Consider the following 17,663-nt stretch of genomic DNA (forward strand, 5'->3'; position numbering starts at 1 on the left):
TTATTGTTGGTCGAGATATTTGGTTCGTGTTAACTTGCTTATAAGCCTATCATTTCAATGGTTTAAGGCTGCAAATACCCTTTAATCATCAGGGTTAGCTCTTGACAGTTTTCAGCTAACGATAATGGTGAAGCAATAGCTGGCGTTAATGTAGCATAAAGTAATTTGTCGATTAAGTTACTGCTGATAATAAAAATTACCATATCGCACGCTATCACTGGGTTAGGGTGAGAAATTTCCGTTTTATGTGCAAGTAACAATGCCGCTAGTCGCTGGTATTCGCTTGAACGCTGACTTAACTGACTGGCTGGTAAAATCTCAGGGTATAGCCGAGCATTTAAGTGCAATGTTCGTAATACATGCAGATGATCGTTAAGAAAGTTAGCGGTTTGTTGCACGATAAATGCTATTTGCTCGGTTAAGTTTGCTTGAGGTTGTTTTTCTAAAGTGGCTAACCAGCGAATAAAATTAGTGCCAAAATCTTGATACAAGTCTGGCAATAACGCTTCTTTGTTTTTAAAACGTCGATAGAAAGTACCAACCGATACGCCGGCGGCATCGGTAAGCTGTGCAATACTGATATGTTCGAAAAACTGCTCTTTTAAGCAAGAATTTAACGCTGCTAGAAGCTTTTGCTGTGTACGTTGACTTCTTACTTGTTTGGCCTGAATGACTGATTGATTACGCATGTAGAGTTTTTATTGTTATATAATTCATCAGGTTAATATTGAATTGAATAATAAGTTTGGTTAATTAAACGCGATATTACAACCAAATTCGTTTAAGTATGCTGCAAGGCAGTGTAGGTGAGGCTGAACTTGATGTCGAGTTGTAATCATGCTGGTGGTGCTTGCAAGGTATACTTTTGATAAAGAAAATTGAATATTCGAGCAAAACAGTGTTTTTCATTGTCATAACCAAGCATAATAGCGGCATATTACTTAAGAGGTGAAATTGATGAAAGTTTGTGGTGTTGAACTCAAGGGAAATGATGCCATTATTTGCATTTTGGCATTGGAAAATGGCCTTTACGATATTCCTCAGGTAAGAGTACCTAAAATTAGCATTACAGATGCTGGCGATGCAGAGCAAATGCAAAAATTTCAAAATACCTTTGCCAAATTAATGGAAGATTACAAAGTAGAGAAGGTGGTCATTAAAGGCCGTGCATTAAAAGGAAAATTTGCGGGTGGCCCGGTCGGCTTCAAATTAGAGGCGGCTATTCAATTAATTGAAGCATTAGATGTTAGCATTGTCTCAGGTAGTTTCGTTAAAACTGCTTTAGCAAAAAGCCAAGTAGGTATTGATTTTAGAGATACAGGTCTTAAGAAGTTTCAGCAAACAGCTTTTGAAACGGTTTTCGCTCACTTTGAGTCACGCGCTTAATGTTCAATATTTAGCAATTGAATTATCAAAAAAAGGGAGCTGTTAGCTCCCTTTTTTTCCTTTAATTTTAACGTTTACTCCATTTTTAGTTTGTTTTTAATTCGCTTTTAAAATGTAACTTAATCAACATACTTAGCGATGATTTTGCCTTTAGAATGAATAAAAATTGTTTAGTATTCTTAGCTATACTCTATTGTTCTACGCCCAAGAATGAGAGGTTGACCACTAGGTGTAACGCAAGTAAATGCTGAACTTTATCCTTTTCAAATGCCGATTAACGTGATTTAATTCAGGTACTAGAACAAATCAGACCACTTACCAGTGGCAACAGCAAGTTGAGGAAGAAACAATGCCAGAATATAAAGCCCCAATACGCGATATGAAGTTCGTGATGCAGGAGTTACTGGATTGCGAAACGCATTATCAGAATTTAGGTTTCGAAGAAGCAACGCCAGATATGATTGAAGCGATCATGACCGAAGCGGCAAAATTTACCGAAGAAGTGATTGCGCCAATTAACCAAATTGGTGATGAGCAAGGCTGTACTTGGACAGACGGCGATGTAAAAACACCTGACGGCTTTAAAGAAGCCTATCAACAATATGTTGAAGGTGGCTGGCCAACGTTATCACAACCGGTTGAATTTGGTGGTCAAGGTTTACCACATTCACTTAATACTGCCATTGGTGAGTTCTTATCAGGTGCCAACCATAGTTTTGCCATGTACCCAGGTTTAAGCCATGGCGCGTTAGCGACATTAGAAGCTCATGGTACTGAAGAGCAAAAAGCGATGTTCATGCCGAAGCTGGTAGAAGGCACATGGTCTGGTACTATGTGTTTAACTGAGCCACATTGTGGTACAGACTTAGGTATGCTGCGTACAAAAGCCGAATTAAATGATGACGGCAGCTACGCAATTAGCGGTACTAAAATCTTTATTTCAGCAGGTGAGCATGATTTAACAGAGAATATTGTTCATATCGTGATTGCCCGTATTCCTGGCTCGCCAGAAGGCACTAAAGGCATTTCTCTTTTTGCGGTACCTAAATTTAATGCAACCGCTGATGGTGAAATTATTGATCGCAATGCGGTTAGCTGTGGCTCTATTGAACACAAAATGGGTATTAACGCCAACGCGACATGTGTAATTAACTTTGATGGCGCGAAAGGTTACTTAATTGGTGAAGTTAACCGTGGCCTTAACTGCATGTTCACGTTCATGAATGCGGCACGATTAGGCGTAGCAAATGAAGGTGTAGCTGCTGCTGATGCTGCTTTCCAAGGCGCACTAGCCTATGCGAAAGATCGTTTACAAATGCGTTCATTAACTGGTCCTAAAAACCCATCAGGTGCTGCTGATCCAATTATTGTGCATCCAGACGTGCGTCGTATGTTGTTAACGCAAAAATCAATTGCTGAAGGTGGCCGAGCATTAAATGGCTATTTAGGCCAGTTAGTTGATATTGTTGAAGTAGAAAAAGATCCTGCCAAGGTGGCAGAAGCTAATAGTAAGCTAGCGCTGTTAACACCAATTGCTAAAGCATTCTTAACGGAGTTAGGTTTAGAGTGTACCAGCCACGGTGTACAAGTGTTTGGTGGTCACGGCTTCATCAAAGAATGGGGTATGGAGCAATTAATGCGTGATACCAAGATCAGCTGTATCTATGAAGGTACAACTGGTATTCAAGCATTAGATTTATTAGCACGTAAAATTTTAGGTTCAAAAGGCGAGTTAATTAAGCCATTTGCTGCGGAAGTAACAGCGTTCTGTACGCAAAATATTACCGATGAGCACATGAGTGAATTTATCAAACCAATGATCACTATTGCCCCATCTTGGCAGAAAATGACCCAAGAAATTGGCATGAAAGCGATGAAAAATCCAGATGAAATTGGTGCCGCATCGGTTGATTACTTAATGTATTCGGGTTATTTAACTTTAGCCTACTTCTGGGCGAAAATGGCGAAAGTGGCATTTGAGCAACTTGCTAACGGCACAGAAGATAAAGCCTTCTATGAAGCGAAAATTAAAACAGCTCGTTTCTACTTTGCGCGTATTCTTCCTCGTGCTCACGGTCATGCAGCTTGTATTGAAAACGGCGCTGATGCGATGATGGCTCACAGCGAAGAAGAGTTTATTTTCTAATTAAACCCAACTTACTTGTTGATCAAGCAATAAGCATTAAAAGCCAGCAAATTTGCTGGCTTTTTCGTTAATTTCTTTATAAAAGTCCGTAATTTTAGTTAGTCGGTTTTTATTGAGCGCTAACTAGATTGGGCGTTTAATCTTGAGTTTTAGGCAATGTTTTTAACAGAATGCTTCTTTAGGCAAGACTTAAGACTTCTAGCGATTTTTTGGCACTATGGATATCATCAAAGAAATCAAAATCAAGTCCTACTCGTAAGTAAATGCTAGAGAGTTGGTGTTCGATTAACGAGCGGGCAACCGAGTCAATAAATACCACGGCACTGAATTTCAAGCCTCGAGACATTCGATAGCTTGTTACTGCTACCATTTCATCGATTGCCTCTGGGGTAAAAATACTTTCTTGACGCATTATAACGAGTTGATTCCATGGCTTACCATTAAATGCATCAATTGCAGAGCTCACAGCCATTTTATAATCTAAAATCGTTTCTCGATTAAATGGCCCAAGTGCGTCAACAATTAAAGTGTCATTCTCCTTATTTAAGGTAAAGCTGCCGTGGCGCTGATTTTTATTAAACATACACACTCCGTTGTTGACTTTGTTACTCACTATAGCGAAATAAATAACAGACAAGCAAGTGATGCGTTGAATAGCCTAAAAAATACGCTAGTTGAATATAATTTCTGTGATTTCAAGCGTTGCCTTAGACAACTGCACTGGTAATAACGTATAAAAAACGATTATTAACGCAGGCGTTACACTGGACTCATGATGGCAAAACGCGTAAGCAGCTTAAATATAAGCATTATGGACGTAATGGAGCAATGAAGTTTACTGAGTAATCAACTGATTTACTGTTTATTTTTCATTATATTGTGCCAAAATATTATCAGCGGATTTCGCAGCGATCATAATAGTGGGGGCATTAGTATTACCGCTGATTAAGGTCGGCATTATTGATGCGTCTATAACGCGTAATTGCTTTATGCCATGTACTTTTAATTGGTTATCAACTACAGAGTCAGCATCTGCTCCCATTTTACACGTGCCAACAGGGTGATAAATGGTGTTCGCTTTTTCTTTTAAAAATTCGAGAATTTGGCTGTCAGATAGACAGTCTTCGCCTGGAAAAATTTCTTTACCCAGTTTGTCTTTAAGCGGCATTTGGGCAAATATTTCCCTTAGTTTTTTTACTGCTGTGATCATAAGTGCCTGATCATTGGGGTGATCTAACATATTAAGTTGAATTTTAGGATGCAAATGCGGTGCGTTGCCATATAAGGTTACGCTGCCTCGACTTTCAGGTCGAAGTAAACAGGCATGCATGGCAACGCCATATTGGCAGAGCATGTTAAAGTTTCTGCCATGATCGTCCATTGCCGCCGGAATAAAGTGTAATTGTAAGTCTGGCCGATTGAGCTCTGGTGACGATTTAATAAAGCCGCCAGCTTCTGCTACAGTACTGGTTAAAATGCCTGTTCGTTCGGTAGAAAATTTTAGTGCGCTTGGAATAAGTTTCGCTAAGGCTTTTGGCCGATACGCAATAATATCTGTGTCTTTATATTCGTTCACCACAAGAATATCGACATGATCTTGCAGGTTTTGCCCAACGCCAGCTAGCTCATGAACCAGCGGAATATCGTGCTTATTTAGCTCTGATTTAGGGCCAATTCCTGACAGCATTAATAACTGAGGTGAACCAAAGGCGCCAGCGCTGACAATCACTTCCTTTTTACAAGCTAGCTGATAAGTTTTTTGTTTAATTTTATATTCAATACCAACGGCAGTTTTCGCTTCAAAGCGTATTTTGGTCACCAAGGCATTGGTGATCACCGTTAGTTTTTTTCGAGTTAACGCAGGTGTTAAGAATGCGCGAGCTGCACTACAGCGTTTGCCATCCTTTTGCGTGACCTGAAAATAGCCAACACCTTCTTGTTGCTCACCATTAAAGTCATTATTTTTGGGGTGGCCAGCGTTGCTTGCCGCGTCAATAAAGCGATCGAAAACTGGCAATTTTGAACGAGATTCAGTGACGTTTAGTGCACCATTTACACCGTGATAGTCATCTTCACCGCGTTCTTGATGTTGAGTAGCTTTAAAGTACGGTAAGACATCATCATAACTCCAACCTTCGTTGCCTAGCTCCTGCCAATGATCATAATCTTGTTTTTGTCCTCGGGTATAGAGCATGGCGTTGATTGAACTGCTGCCACCTAAAGTTTTCCCTCTGGGGTTATAGATTTGCCGCTGGTTTTGCGTTACTTCTGGTGCCGATTCAAAGCGCCAATTGTATTTGTTACTTTTCATTAACTCGACAACGCCAAGTGGCACATGAATAAGCGGAGAGCTATCTTTAGGACCCGCTTCAATTAAGCAAACGGTAAATTGACCACAGGCTGAAAGTTTATCTGCTAACACACATCCAGCTGAGCCGCCGCCAATAATAATAAAATCAAACGTTTCCATAGCCACCCTTTATTGTTGTTTGTCATATTTATACCTAAATTTGTCGAGAAGTGAAGTGATCACCCGAGAGTTTTTATTTATCGCAGCCCTTTAGTTAGTTTGCATCGATAGCGAGCAAAGTGTGCTGCGGTTCAACGGTTTTTTTTTAATTTTGTGCAATACTTGTAGCAGGTTACCAACAGCTAGTTGAGTTATGCCAACATTGAATATTAAACAGCGAATTATATTATTGGCGTTAGCACCAATTGTACTTTTAGTCGCTATTTTGATGTTTATTGTTAATTATCAATTGACGCAATTGGGTGAGCAAGAGGTTGCTAAAATTGAGAGCTCGATGCTGAAAGAGAAAAAAGTTACGCTTAAAAACTATGTTGATATTGCGCTGTCATCGATAGAGCAAACGATAAATGATCAATCAATCCCAATAGCTGAACGGCAGCGTTTAGCCGCAGATAAATTGCGTAGTATTGTTTTTGAGCAATCTAAAGACGGTTATATTTTTGTCTATAAGTATGACGGTACAAACATTGTCACCCGCACAAACACTTCGCTTGAAGGCAAAAATTTAATTGATTTAAAAGATCCCAATGGTGTTCTTGTAATCAAAGGTTTAATCGATATTGCAAAATCAGGTGGTGGGTATTTTGAATATCAATGGTTAAAGGCCTCTAAAAATGCCAATGTTAGTAAACTAAGTTATGCGGTGTCATTACCACAATTTGACTGGATGGTAGGCACGGGCTTTTATATCGATGATATTGAAGAAGAAGTCGCAAAAACTAAATTAGAGTCAGAGCGTGGCATTACTCAAGCACTTTTATACATTGTCAGCATCAGTGTCATCGCTATTATTATTGTCGTGATATTAAGTTTATATATTGCAGGACGTATTACTAAACCGTTGCATGATACCGTTTTAGCGCTCGATGATATTAGTCAAGGGGAAGGGGATTTAACTCAGCGTTTAAAAGTGTATTTGGCGGATGAAGTTGGGGCAGTGGCGAAAAGCTTTAACATGTTTGTTGATAAGATTCATCGTTCAATTTTAGAGTTGAAAACTGGCGCTGAAAACTTAACTGACTCAACCACACAAATGGGGCAAGTGGTTAACAGCACTAATGCTAATGTTGATCGTCAGCGCAGCGAAACTACGCAAGCGGCATCGGCCATTCAGCAAATGGCAACAACAGCACAACAGGTAGCGGCCAGTTCTGCAGGCGCTGCAGAAGCTGCCAGAGACGCTGATATTGAAGCAAATAAAGGGCAACAAACTGTTGAAGAAACCATCGCTGCCATTACTAACTTGTCAGAAGAGATTATTCACGCTGCTGAGGTAATTAATCAGCTAAGTAATGATGCGGACAATATAGGTAATGTGTTAAACGTAATCAAAGATATAGCCGATCAAACCAACTTATTGGCACTTAATGCGGCAATCGAAGCTGCACGTGCAGGCGAGATGGGCAGAGGTTTCTCAGTGGTTGCTGATGAAGTAAGAACCTTAGCAAACCGCACTCAGCAAAGCACCGAAGAAATTCAAACTATGATTGAGCGCTTGCAAGCTGGTGCCTCCAATGCGGTATCGGTAATGGAGTCGAGTCAGACTAAAGGACAACAGACCGTTGAGAAAACCGCAGAGGCTAAGCAATCACTTGCCACTATTACCCAGTCTGTTGGTGTCATTAATGAAATGAATACCCAAATTGCGACAGCGGCAGAGCAACAAACAGCGGTGGCCAATGAAATTAGCGTTAATGTACAACAAGTCGCTGATATTGCTGAAGAGTCATCTGTGAGAGCGTTGGAGTTGACCGCAACGGCAGAGCAATTAATTCAACTTGAACAACAGCTGTCGAATATTGTTAATCAATTTAAAGTATAAAAATCAGTAAAAAAAGAGGCTATATTGGCCTCTTTTTAACTTGGTTTTAAATTGGGCTAACACTTAAAGTAAGTTCAGTTTAATTCTGGCACTTTAGCGAGTGGGCAATGATGCTCAGCTGACAAAGCTAAAATACTTAAGTTAAGGTCGTTCGTTGTAGCAAGGTAGGTTTCATAGTCAAGGGTATTGATATAAGAAAGCACATATAGCTCAATACCTTGAGGATTAATGTCTTTGACATAAACACGGCACGGCGATTCATCGACTAAGCTATTGGCTTGCAGGGTGGCTTTAAAGGCTTGCATAAACGCTTCAACATGATCTTTTTTGCAGTCCAGTGCTAATTTTATTTTAGGACGGTAAGCTATACGTTCGCGTTCCGAAAAGTTTTCTATCTGCATATCAATAAATTGGGCATTGGCAATATGAATGACGGTACGTTCTATGGTGCGAATGCGTGTCGCACGTAAGCCTATCTCTTCCACTACGCCTAGTTGCGAACCAAAGCGACAAAAGTTACCTATTTTGACTGGAGTTGAAGTATATAACGTAATCGCACCAATAATATTCTCTACCGTTTTTTGTGCAGCTAGTGCCACCGCTAAACCACCTATACCTAAACCGGCGAGTAATGTTGTCGCGCTAAATCCAAGGTTTTCAAACCAGATAAGCACACCAGTAATGACTATAAGGGATTTCGCAACGGTGCTGGCAGGCCTTAGTAAGTAAATTGCCAAAGGTTTATCTTGTGCAAGAAAACGTGAAGCAAGCTTTGTTTTGAGTAAGTCAATTAGGCAGAAGAATGCCCAAACCCAGGTGATTGTTAATAGTGTTGCTCCTTCAACCAGCGCTTGCGCGGCATGGGTAATATTTGATTGCGGGATAAAAATTCGAACTAAAGCGATAGTGAATAATAAATTTAAAGGGCCACGTATTAAGCGAATTAGCTCGACCGAGGTTTTAGGTTTTATTGTTTTAAGCAGTTTTACTCCGGTCCATGTTATGGCAGAAGATATAAGGTAAAAGCAGATTAATAAGCTGAGAAAATATAGCCACTGCCAGTACATAACGCCAAAAATATCACCAGCAGGCAGCACCTTTGATAGCCATTCACCAAAAGGAGAATAAGAATAATGCTTAAATAATCGTGGAATATTCTCTACCGTTGCATTCGATATTTTCCAAATACTTACCCTATCGTCAGCTCTGGGCACTCGCTGTAGTAATATATTTACAGGGCCTTTAGGCGTATCAACTTGGCCGATGAGCTCTCGGTATGCAGGCAAATTATCAGCTAAATTGCCCTGAGGTTGATCACTGACCGCTTGTAAATCTACCCAAATAGTACGGTTGAGGATTACTGATAACTGCCTAGCAAGTTCTGCTTTGCCAATGGCTTTAGTTTGCTCGGAAATATTACGGTAATCTAGATAATTACTAGCGGTTTCAAAGTCATATTCGCGCGCCGCATGTAGAAAACCTGCAATGGAACTTCTTGGCTGACCACGCTTATATTCATCTGTTGGTATATCGGCTGATGTTCCGCCAAGTTCGCCATTGTTTTGCTGCTCACTTTCTTGAATATCAAGCATCTTTTTTAGTGATATTTCACTTTGCGGAGTCTGCCATGCAGCAATAGGTAATGATAAAAATAAGGTAACTAATAGTAAACTCAGCTTGCGCGACAACATCGAATACTTCCTTAATAATCATTGTAGTAGCTTAAGCATACCACTAAATTTTTAAAGAAATTAAATTATGACAAACTTTTTTGAGAGTGGATTTTACCCGTTAATTGCTCGAAGTATTTGGCCTGAGTATTTGGCAGGAATAATTGGTGGTATTGTTTTTTATATATCAAATCAAAAAAAATAATCGGACAAAAAAACGGCCATCAGGATGTAAATATCAAAGTGACATCCTGATGACCGATTTAGGTATCGTAAACTGTGGTTCTATTAAAGTAAGTTCAGTACCTGCTTACCTTGTTCAAAAACAATGTCGACAGGAATATTAGCTGATTCTAACTTAGCTAAACTAGCTGCTAAGTCTGGCTTAATTAAGCCTTTTTCCGCCACTAATTTATCAACACCTTCGTAATCGCCATTACCTTGTAAGGTTAAAATTAGCTCAGATAACGAGTCGATAGCGGCTGTCATTTTGTCCATGTTGACGCTATAGAAACCTTGCTCATTGCGACTAAAAGCACCTTGCTCTTGGAAATAGTTAAAACGCACCATGTTCGCTTTACCGTGAGCAGAGCTAGCGCCAAAACGCACAGAGCGGAAAATTCCCGCCATAAAGGTGGTGTAATAATCTGCTAATTCGCCTTCAGTAATCGCACCTTTAGCTAGCAGTTGTTTCACCATATAAAGCCCTAACACATCAGCTTTGCCTTCTTCTAACGCCGAAGCATGCTCTTTTAATGCCTGACGCACAGTACCTTTATCATTGATGGTGTTTTTAATACCTAAACCATGGGCGACTTCATGGAACATGGTATTAGCAAAGAAACCAGTGAAGGTTACATGTTTACGTTGTTCAGGCACAATGAGTTGCTCGGCTATTGGCAACATTATGGCGTCAAATTTAGCTTGCATAGCGTTTTTAAGCTGTAGGCGACGTGTGCCTTTAGCTAACTGCACTTCTTCATCATTAGGCAAGTTAATAGCAATGGTTTTACTACCAGCATTTGAATGACCTGCATAATAAATTACATCGTAAGCATTTAAGTCGGCATCTGAGCCCGGAGTTTCTTGTTTATAGGTTTTATTAACCGGTAGTTCACGTTGTAGCTCGGGTAAGTACTCAGCATACTTAGCTAACTTCTCGCTCCACGATAAATCTTTAATTAACACGTAAGATTCGAATGCCGCGCGATAGCCGAATAATTGGTCTTCATAGGTTTCAATTGGGCCAATAACGACATCGATTGGATTGGTTTTCATGTCCATCCAAGCAAAGTCTGATGCTTGATAATCATCGTTACGCAAGGCTTTTGCACGCATAGTTAAGTAGTTTGCAAACTCTTTGTTATCGGCAAATGTTGATGCTTTTTCTAAAATAGCGGCGGCGCGGTTAATTTGTTCACTGTAAATTTCAGAGTATGCAACTGAAGTGAGCTGGCCATTAGCGTCGCGCTGGACAACAGAATAAAGGCCGTTTTTATCGCTAAACGTTGCCTTGTCAAACTCTGCTTTGGTCATATCGCTAGGGTAAAACTCTGCGCCATGAGCTTTTTCTTCATAGCCAGTTAAGAACACTTTATCGCCGTCTAGACGATCCCAAGGTCCATAGTTAATATCTGCAAATTTACGCACTTTAGGATCTTTAATGCTGGCGAGAAACTCGGCTTTATCTTGAGAAAATGCTTGTTGCCAAAATAAGTCATCCATAATTTTTGAAGCATCGATTAACAGCGAAAGCATTTGTTTTTGATTAGATGATAAATGACTTAGATCTGCGTTTAACGTGACAGTTTTGTATATGTCTAAGCGGTTTTCATAGTTGTCAATAAGCTGTGGTGCTTGTTGTACTTGTTTGTTGTTATCGTTACAGGCGGTAAGTGCGCCTGTTGCCATAATAACGATAGCGGCAATTTTGCTCAGTTTATTCATGATTACTCTCTGTTTGGAAGACGACGAAAGCGTAGAAAAAATTAGCCTAGCTTGCAAGGGGGAATTGGCGTGAACGCCTATAATTTCGAGACTTATGAAAATTAGCGATAAAAAAACCGGCTAAATAGCCGGTTTTTTCAAATCTTTCAAAAACAAATTAAAGTGCTTTAATAGCAGCGTTTAAACGGCTCTTGCTACGAGCAGCCTTGTTTTTGTGGATTAAACCTTTAGTTGCGTAACGATCTAAGATCGGTGCAGCAGCTGCAAGTTCAGTAGTTGCCAATTCTTTGTCACCGGCTTCAATTGCAGCGATTACTTTTTTAACTAAAGTGCGCATCATTGAACGACGGCTTGCATTGTGTTGACGGCGTTTTTCAGATTGTACCGCACGTTTCTTAGCTTGCTTTGAGTTAGCCAAGGTGAACTCCTAAATATGATAAATATAGCCTAAATTTAAGGCGACGAAATATGCCTGTTTTCTAGCTGAATGTCAAATGGTTTAGCGATTAATTTAGTTAATTTACTGAAAAAATGCTGTTTTAATTTTACACAGTTTGTATAAAAGTGAATTTGTTTAGCTTAAAACTTGGCGATAGCAAATTAATCGCTTGTTTAAGTTATTCAATTACCGCCATAATATTTGTTTTCCAGCAAATATTAGGCGCGTAGTGAGCAAAAAGCTAATTAAATCCGGTGTTATTGTAAGCGCAATGACAATGATTTCAAGGGTATTGGGATTAATCCGCGATGTAGTAATTGCTAATGTAATGGGTACTGGCGCCGGTGCTGATGTATTTTTCTTCGCAAATAAAATTCCCAACTTTTTACGTCGATTGTTTGCTGAAGGGGCATTTGCTCAAGCTTTTGTTCCTGTGCTGAGTGAATACCAGGCGAATGATGAGAAAAGTGGGCAAAATGATACTCGTCAATTAATTGCTCAAGTTTCCGGCACCTTGGGTGTCATCATTACCCTAGTCACTTTAGTTGGCATGATAGCATCACCCGTGATTGTCGCGTTATTCGGTGTTGGCTGGTTTGTTGACTGGCTTAACAATGGCGCTGATGCAGCAAAGTTTGATTTAGCTGCCAGTTTATTAAAGATCACTTTTCCTTATTTGTGGTTTATCAGTTTAACTGCGCTTTCTGGCGCAATACTTAATACTTTAGGTAAATTTGCTGTTGCTGCGTTTACCCCTGTTTTACTTAATGTTTGTATTATCGCTAGCGCTATTTTCCTTACTCCTTATCTTGAACTACCTGCTTATGCCTTAGCTTGGGGGGTATTCCTAGGTGGTTTGGTGCAATTTATATTTCAATTGCCGTTTCTCTATCGCGCAGGTGTTTTAGTTAAACCGAAATGGGCATGGCATGCTGCAGGCGTAAAGAAAATTCGCCGATTAATTTTGCCTGCATTATTTGGGGTATCGGTAACTCAAATTAACCTTTTACTTGATACCTTGATTGCCAGCTTTTTAGTTACCGGTTCTATTAGTTGGCTTTATTACGCTGATCGCTTGTTAGAGTTTCCATTGGGCTTATTTGGAATCGGTATCGCTACCGTGATTTTACCGAGTTTATCTGGACTTCACGCCAGATCTAACCAGTCTGAATTTTCTGAAACTTTAGATTGGGGCTTACGGGTGGTTAGTTTTATGGGAATTCCAGCTTTGGCTGGGTTAATGGTGCTTGCTCAGCCGATTATCATGTTGCTGTTTATGCGCGGAGAATTTAGTCAAACCGATGTTTATCAAGTGTCACTGGCCTTATATGCTTATTTATCTGGCTTAGTCAGTTTTATGTTTATAAAAGTGCTAGCGCCTGGTTATTACGCGCGTCAAGACACTAAAACCCCGGTAAAAATAGCGATTAAAGCTATGGTGGCTAATATGATTTTTAACCTCGCACTTGCGCCATTTTTAGGCTATGTCGGCTTAGCATTAGCGACCACGCTTTCAGCTACATTAAATGGCTACTGGCTTTACCAAGGTTTAGCCTCGCAACAAGTTTTCCATTTACCGGCAAAAACTAAATGGTTTATGGTGAAATTAGTGACAGCAGCCGGTGCGATGGCATTCACCGTGTTTTATTTTTCGCCATCTTTTCATGATTGGCTGGCATTGACCTTTATTCAACAAACGGTGAAGTTGCTTGGGTTAATTGGGCTGGGGGTATTGGTATATCTGACAGTCATTATTTTACTGGGTATTAAATTTGCTGATTTTAAGGTTAATAAAAATAGCGCGATTTCTGCGCGTTAAGGGCTGATTCTTCGCTGAGACTAATATATAATTCGTCGGTTTTTTAAATTAGGTAGGCTAAAGGGCCCTTAATGCAGTTAGCATGCAGTTAGTTCGCGGGATTCATAACATTAAAGCAGCTGATCATGGTTGCGTTTTAACAATTGGCAACTTTGACGGTGTTCATGCTGGTCACAGACGAGTGGTTGCGGCATTAATTGCTAAAGCAAAAGCGCTGAACTGCGTACCTGCTGTTATGGTGTTTGAACCTCAGCCACAAGAATTATTTAACCCTGATAATGCGCCAGCTCGTTTAACACGTCTGCGTGATAAATATGTTTTGTTAGAAGAGTTAGGTGTAAAGCGGTTAATTTGTGTTAATTTTAGCCATTCATTTGCTAATCAGTCGGCGGAAGAATTTATTGAACAATTGCTCGTGGCAAAACTGGGCATTAAGCACTTAATAATTGGCGACGATTTTCGTTTTGGTAAAAATCGTACTGGTAACTTTGAAATGTTATGTCAAGCCGGCGAGCGCTTTGGTTTCGGTGTCTCAGACACGGCAAGTTTTAAATTAGCTGATTGTCGAATTAGTAGCACTGAAATTCGACAAGCGCTTGAACAAGACCGACTAGATGATGCTGCCCAAATGCTTGGTCGGCCTTATTCAATTCACGGCAGAGTGTTTCACGGTGATAAACGAGGTCGGAAACTAGGGTTCCCAACAGCCAATTTAAAATTAAAACGCAGAGTTTCGCCGATTTCTGGTGTTTATGTGGTACAAGTGAACACAGAATATGGTAAGTTTTACGGCGTAGCTAATATTGGAGCAAGACCAACGGTTGCTGGAATTAGGCAACAATTGGAAGTACATATTTTTGATTTTGATAAAGACATTTATGGACAAGCGATTGAAGTAGAGTTGTTATCAAAATTAAGGCCAGAGCTGAAGTTCGCTAATTTGGCTGATTTAACTGAACAAATTCAAAAAGATGCACAGCAAGCGCGCCTTTTTGTAAAACAAATTAATTAATCTTCGTTACAAACCTGTAAAAGATCGAACAACGGATAATGCAATAAATGACAGATTACAAACATACCCTGAATTTGCCAGACACGCCTTTCCCAATGAAAGGTAATATGGCGAATCGCGAGCCTGAAATGTTAAAGAGTTGGGCCGAAAAATCACTATATAGCAAGATCAGAGCTGCTAAAAAGGGTAAAAAATCATTTATTCTTCATGACGGCCCTCCGTATGCCAATGGTGATATTCACTTAGGACACGCGGTAAACAAAATATTAAAAGATATTATTGTAAAGGCTAAAACCCTGTCAGACTTTGACGCGCCGTATGTTCCAGGTTGGGATTGTCATGGCTTGCCTATCGAATTGATGGTTGAGAAGAAAGTAGGCAAACCAGGTCATAAGGTCACTGCTGCTGAATTTCGTCAAAAATGTCGCGAATACGCAATAAAGCAAGTTGATGGTCAGCGTGAAGACTTTAAACGTCTTGGTGTGTTCGGTGATTGGGATAAGCCCTATTTAACCATGGATTTTGATACCGAAGCGAATATTATCCGTGCGCTTGGTAAAATTGCTGAAAATGGTCATATTCAACAGGGATTTAAGCCAGTTCATTGGTGTACAGATTGTGGTTCGGCGTTAGCTGAAGCGGAAGTTGAATACAAAGACAAGCAATCGCCAGCAATCGATGTTGGTTTTAAATTAATTGATACTAGCGTTGCTAATAAATTTTCGCACCCTGAAGCACATGAAGGTCAAGGCGATATTTCTGTGGTTATTTGGACAACCACACCTTGGACCTTGCCGGCTAACCGCGCAGTATCTGTTCACCCAGAAGTTGAGTACACCTTAGTTCAATGTGAAAACGAGCAAGGTAAGTTCCGTTTGATCTTGGCTTCTGACCTGGTTAAGTCATGTATGGATCGCTTCGGTATTGATAAATACCATGCCCTTGGTTTTTGCCAAGGCGCAGATTTGGAATTAGTTGAAGTTCAACATCCATTTTATGATTTTACTGTGCCAATTATTTGTGGCGACCATGTCACAACAGATTCTGGCACGGGCTGTGTGCATACTGCACCTGGCCACGGTGTTGACGATTTCGTTGTTGGTAAAAAATATAACTTAGAAGTGGCTAACCCTGTTGGCGCTAATGGCGTTTATTTACCAGGTACAGAGTTATTTGAAGGTCAGCATGTATTCAAAGCTAATGCTGCGGTAGTTGACGTGTTAAAAGAGAAAGGCGCGTTATTGCATCACCACGCTTATGAGCACAGTTACCCGCATTGCTGGCGCCATAAGACGCCGATTATTTTCCGTGCAACGCCACAGTGGTTTATTAGCATGGACAAAAATAATCTGCGTGCCGATTCATTATCGGAAATTAAACAAACTCAATGGATCCCAGAATGGGGTCAAAGCCGCATTGAATCTATGGTTGAAGGTCGACCTGATTGGTGTATTTCACGCCAACGTACATGGGGCGTGCCAATTGCTTTATTTGTACATAAAGATACCGGAGCTTTGCACCCTAAGAGTATTGAATTAATTGAGCAAGTCGCACAGCGTGTTGAAAAATCAGGTATTCAAGCATGGTTTGATTTGTCAGCTGAAGAGCTAATTGGCGATGATGCTAAAGAATACGTCAAAGTACCCGATACCTTAGATGTTTGGTTTGACTCAGGCGTAACTCATTTCTCTGTCGTTGATGCGCGTCCTGAGTTTGACGGTCGAGCTGATTTGTACTTAGAAGGCTCTGATCAGCACCGTGGCTGGTTTATGTCTTCAATGATGTCTTCAGTTGCCATGAACGGCAAAGCGCCTTATCGCCAAGTGTTAACTCATGGTTTTACCGTTGACGTTAAAGGCCACAAAATGTCTAAATCATTAGGCAATGTGATTACACCAGCTGAAATTACCAATAAATTAGGTGCTGATATTCTGCGCTTATGGGTAGCGTCGGTTAACTACACCCAAGAAATCACGGTATCTGATGAAATCTTTAAGCGCCAAGCGGATGCTTATCGTCGTATTCGTAATACTTCGCGCTTCTTATTAGCCAATATCAATGGTTTTGAGCCGGCACAACATTCTGTGGCTGTTGAAGATATGGTAGCGCTAGATCGTTGGGTAGTTGCTAAAGCAGCAGCATTACAAGCTGAAATTGTTAATGCTTACGATGAATATGAGTTCCATTTAGTTGTACATAAGTTAATGAATTTCTGTACTACCGAGCTAGGTGGTTTCTATTTAGATATCATTAAAGATCGCCAATATACTGCCAAAGCTGACAGTCACGCGCGTCGTTCATGTCAAACAGCGATGTACTTGATTGCTGAAGCAATGACACGTTGGATGGCGCCAATTTTATCATTTACCGCACAAGAAATTTGGCAAGCATTACCACAACCTGCTACTGGCGAACGTGAAGAATTCGTATTTACCAATGTTTGGTTTGATGGCATTGCAGGTATCACTAACCAAGGTGCTTTAACTGACGAAGCGTGGAATGAGTTATTACTCGTTCGCGGTGAAGTGAATAAAGTTTTAGAAGCTGCCCGTAAAGAGAAAACAGTGGGTAAAGCATTAGAAGCTAATGTCACTTTATATGCTAACCAAAGCCTAGCGGATAATTTAGCTAAGTTAGGTGATGAGTTACGTTTTGTACTTATTACTTCTGGCGCGCAAGTTGTTGTTGCGAGTGAACAACCTGAAGCTTCAGTTGCAACTGCATTAGATGGTTTATGGTTATCGGTTAGTCAGTCAACGGGCACTAAATGTGATCGTTGTTGGCACTTTACTGATGATGTAGGCGTTGATGAAAGTCATCCTGAGCTGTGTGGCCGCTGCGTCACTAACGTTGATGGTGACGGTGAACAACGCGCTTTCGCTTAATCACTAA

General features: G+C 40.4%; 12 protein-coding genes. 6 read left to right on the forward strand and 6 right to left on the reverse strand.

Annotated features, from left to right (window positions below; all coding sequences use genetic code 11):
* Nucleotides 1-62 precede the first annotated feature (62 nt).
* Nucleotides 63-689 carry a TetR/AcrR family transcriptional regulator gene (locus ACOB82_RS02600; RefSeq protein ID WP_448211383.1) on the reverse strand — a complete coding sequence of 209 codons (627 nt, stop codon included), beginning with the start codon at nucleotides 687-689 and terminating at the stop codon, nucleotides 63-65.
* A gap of 268 nt (nucleotides 690-957) precedes the next feature.
* Here ACOB82_RS02600 and ACOB82_RS02605 point away from each other — a divergent pair, with 268 nt between their 5' ends.
* Both ACOB82_RS02605 and ACOB82_RS02610 read left to right on the forward strand, forming a co-directional pair.
* A complete protein-coding gene (locus ACOB82_RS02605) occupies nucleotides 958-1,386 on the forward strand; it encodes a DUF3010 family protein (protein ID WP_448211384.1) in 429 nt (142 codons plus the stop codon).
* 349 nt (nucleotides 1,387-1,735) lie between these two features.
* Nucleotides 1,736-3,532 carry an acyl-CoA dehydrogenase C-terminal domain-containing protein gene (locus ACOB82_RS02610; protein WP_448211385.1) on the forward strand — a complete coding sequence of 599 codons (1,797 nt, stop codon included), beginning with the start codon at nucleotides 1,736-1,738 and terminating at the stop codon, nucleotides 3,530-3,532.
* Nucleotides 3,533-3,710: 178 nt separating this feature from the next.
* Here ACOB82_RS02610 and ACOB82_RS02615 read toward each other — a convergent pair whose 3' ends face one another.
* Together ACOB82_RS02615 and ACOB82_RS02620 are read right to left on the reverse strand one after the other, a co-directional pair.
* Complete coding sequence (locus ACOB82_RS02615; RefSeq protein WP_448211386.1) at nucleotides 3,711-4,115, reverse strand: hypothetical protein; 405 nt, start codon at nucleotides 4,113-4,115, stop codon at nucleotides 3,711-3,713.
* A gap of 279 nt (nucleotides 4,116-4,394) precedes the next feature.
* The gene (locus ACOB82_RS02620; RefSeq protein ID WP_448211387.1) at nucleotides 4,395-6,002 is read right to left on the reverse strand and encodes a GMC family oxidoreductase; all 1,608 of its coding nucleotides are present in this window, start codon (nucleotides 6,000-6,002) and stop codon (nucleotides 4,395-4,397) included.
* Nucleotides 6,003-6,195: 193 nt separating this feature from the next.
* On the opposite strand from ACOB82_RS02620, the gene ACOB82_RS02625 reads away from it, so the two are divergent.
* Nucleotides 6,196-7,884 (forward strand): methyl-accepting chemotaxis protein, encoded by a 1,689-nt coding sequence (locus ACOB82_RS02625; RefSeq protein WP_448211388.1) that lies wholly within the window; start codon nucleotides 6,196-6,198, stop codon nucleotides 7,882-7,884.
* Nucleotides 7,885-7,958: 74 nt separating this feature from the next.
* Here the strand turns inward: ACOB82_RS02625 and ACOB82_RS02630 are convergent, their stop codons facing one another.
* The 3 genes from ACOB82_RS02630 to rpsT form a co-directional block, all read right to left on the reverse strand.
* Nucleotides 7,959-9,575, reverse strand: coding sequence for a mechanosensitive ion channel family protein (locus tag ACOB82_RS02630; RefSeq protein WP_448211389.1), 1,617 nt, complete (start codon nucleotides 9,573-9,575; stop codon nucleotides 7,959-7,961).
* 267 nt (nucleotides 9,576-9,842) lie between these two features.
* The gene (locus tag ACOB82_RS02635; RefSeq protein WP_448211390.1) at nucleotides 9,843-11,501 is read right to left on the reverse strand and encodes a dipeptidyl-peptidase 3 family protein; all 1,659 of its coding nucleotides are present in this window, start codon (nucleotides 11,499-11,501) and stop codon (nucleotides 9,843-9,845) included.
* Between the two features lie 157 nt (nucleotides 11,502-11,658).
* Entirely contained in the window at nucleotides 11,659-11,919 is a 261-nt protein-coding gene (gene rpsT, locus ACOB82_RS02640) for a 30S ribosomal protein S20 (protein WP_448211391.1), read from the reverse strand.
* A gap of 250 nt (nucleotides 11,920-12,169) precedes the next feature.
* Between rpsT and murJ the strand changes: the two genes are divergently transcribed.
* The 3 genes from murJ (at nucleotide 12,170) to ileS (ending at nucleotide 17,656) form a co-directional block, all read left to right on the forward strand.
* Nucleotides 12,170-13,759 (forward strand): murein biosynthesis integral membrane protein MurJ, encoded by a 1,590-nt coding sequence (gene murJ, locus ACOB82_RS02645; RefSeq protein WP_448211392.1) that lies wholly within the window; start codon nucleotides 12,170-12,172, stop codon nucleotides 13,757-13,759.
* Nucleotides 13,760-13,841: 82 nt separating this feature from the next.
* Complete coding sequence (ribF, locus tag ACOB82_RS02650; protein ID WP_448211393.1) at nucleotides 13,842-14,771, forward strand: bifunctional riboflavin kinase/FAD synthetase; 930 nt, start codon at nucleotides 13,842-13,844, stop codon at nucleotides 14,769-14,771.
* Between the two features lie 47 nt (nucleotides 14,772-14,818).
* Nucleotides 14,819-17,656 (forward strand): isoleucine--tRNA ligase, encoded by a 2,838-nt coding sequence (gene ileS, locus ACOB82_RS02655; protein WP_448211394.1) that lies wholly within the window; start codon nucleotides 14,819-14,821, stop codon nucleotides 17,654-17,656.
* Nucleotides 17,657-17,663: the final 7 nt, after the last annotated feature.

This window comes from Colwellia sp. MEBiC06753 (assembly GCF_053470325.1).

Bases quoted from the DNA above. Each gene is read 5' to 3' on its own strand.
- ACOB82_RS02600 (WP_448211383.1), bottom strand. From the start codon at position 689: ATGCGTAATCAATCAGTCATTCAGGCCAAACAAGTAAGAAGTCAACGT.
- ileS (WP_448211394.1), top strand. From the start codon at position 14,819: ATGACAGATTACAAACATACCCTGAATTTGCCAGACACGCCTTTCCCA.
- ACOB82_RS02625 (WP_448211388.1), top strand. From the start codon at position 6,196: ATGCCAACATTGAATATTAAACAGCGAATTATATTATTGGCGTTAGCA.
- ACOB82_RS02620 (WP_448211387.1), bottom strand. From the start codon at position 6,002: ATGGAAACGTTTGATTTTATTATTATTGGCGGCGGCTCAGCTGGATGT.
- ACOB82_RS02615 (WP_448211386.1), bottom strand. From the start codon at position 4,115: ATGTTTAATAAAAATCAGCGCCACGGCAGCTTTACCTTAAATAAGGAG.
- ACOB82_RS02630 (WP_448211389.1), bottom strand. From the start codon at position 9,575: ATGTTGTCGCGCAAGCTGAGTTTACTATTAGTTACCTTATTTTTATCA.
- ACOB82_RS02635 (WP_448211390.1), bottom strand. From the start codon at position 11,501: ATGAATAAACTGAGCAAAATTGCCGCTATCGTTATTATGGCAACAGGC.
- ACOB82_RS02605 (WP_448211384.1), top strand. From the start codon at position 958: ATGAAAGTTTGTGGTGTTGAACTCAAGGGAAATGATGCCATTATTTGC.
- ACOB82_RS02610 (WP_448211385.1), top strand. From the start codon at position 1,736: ATGCCAGAATATAAAGCCCCAATACGCGATATGAAGTTCGTGATGCAG.
- ribF (WP_448211393.1), top strand. From the start codon at position 13,842: ATGCAGTTAGTTCGCGGGATTCATAACATTAAAGCAGCTGATCATGGT.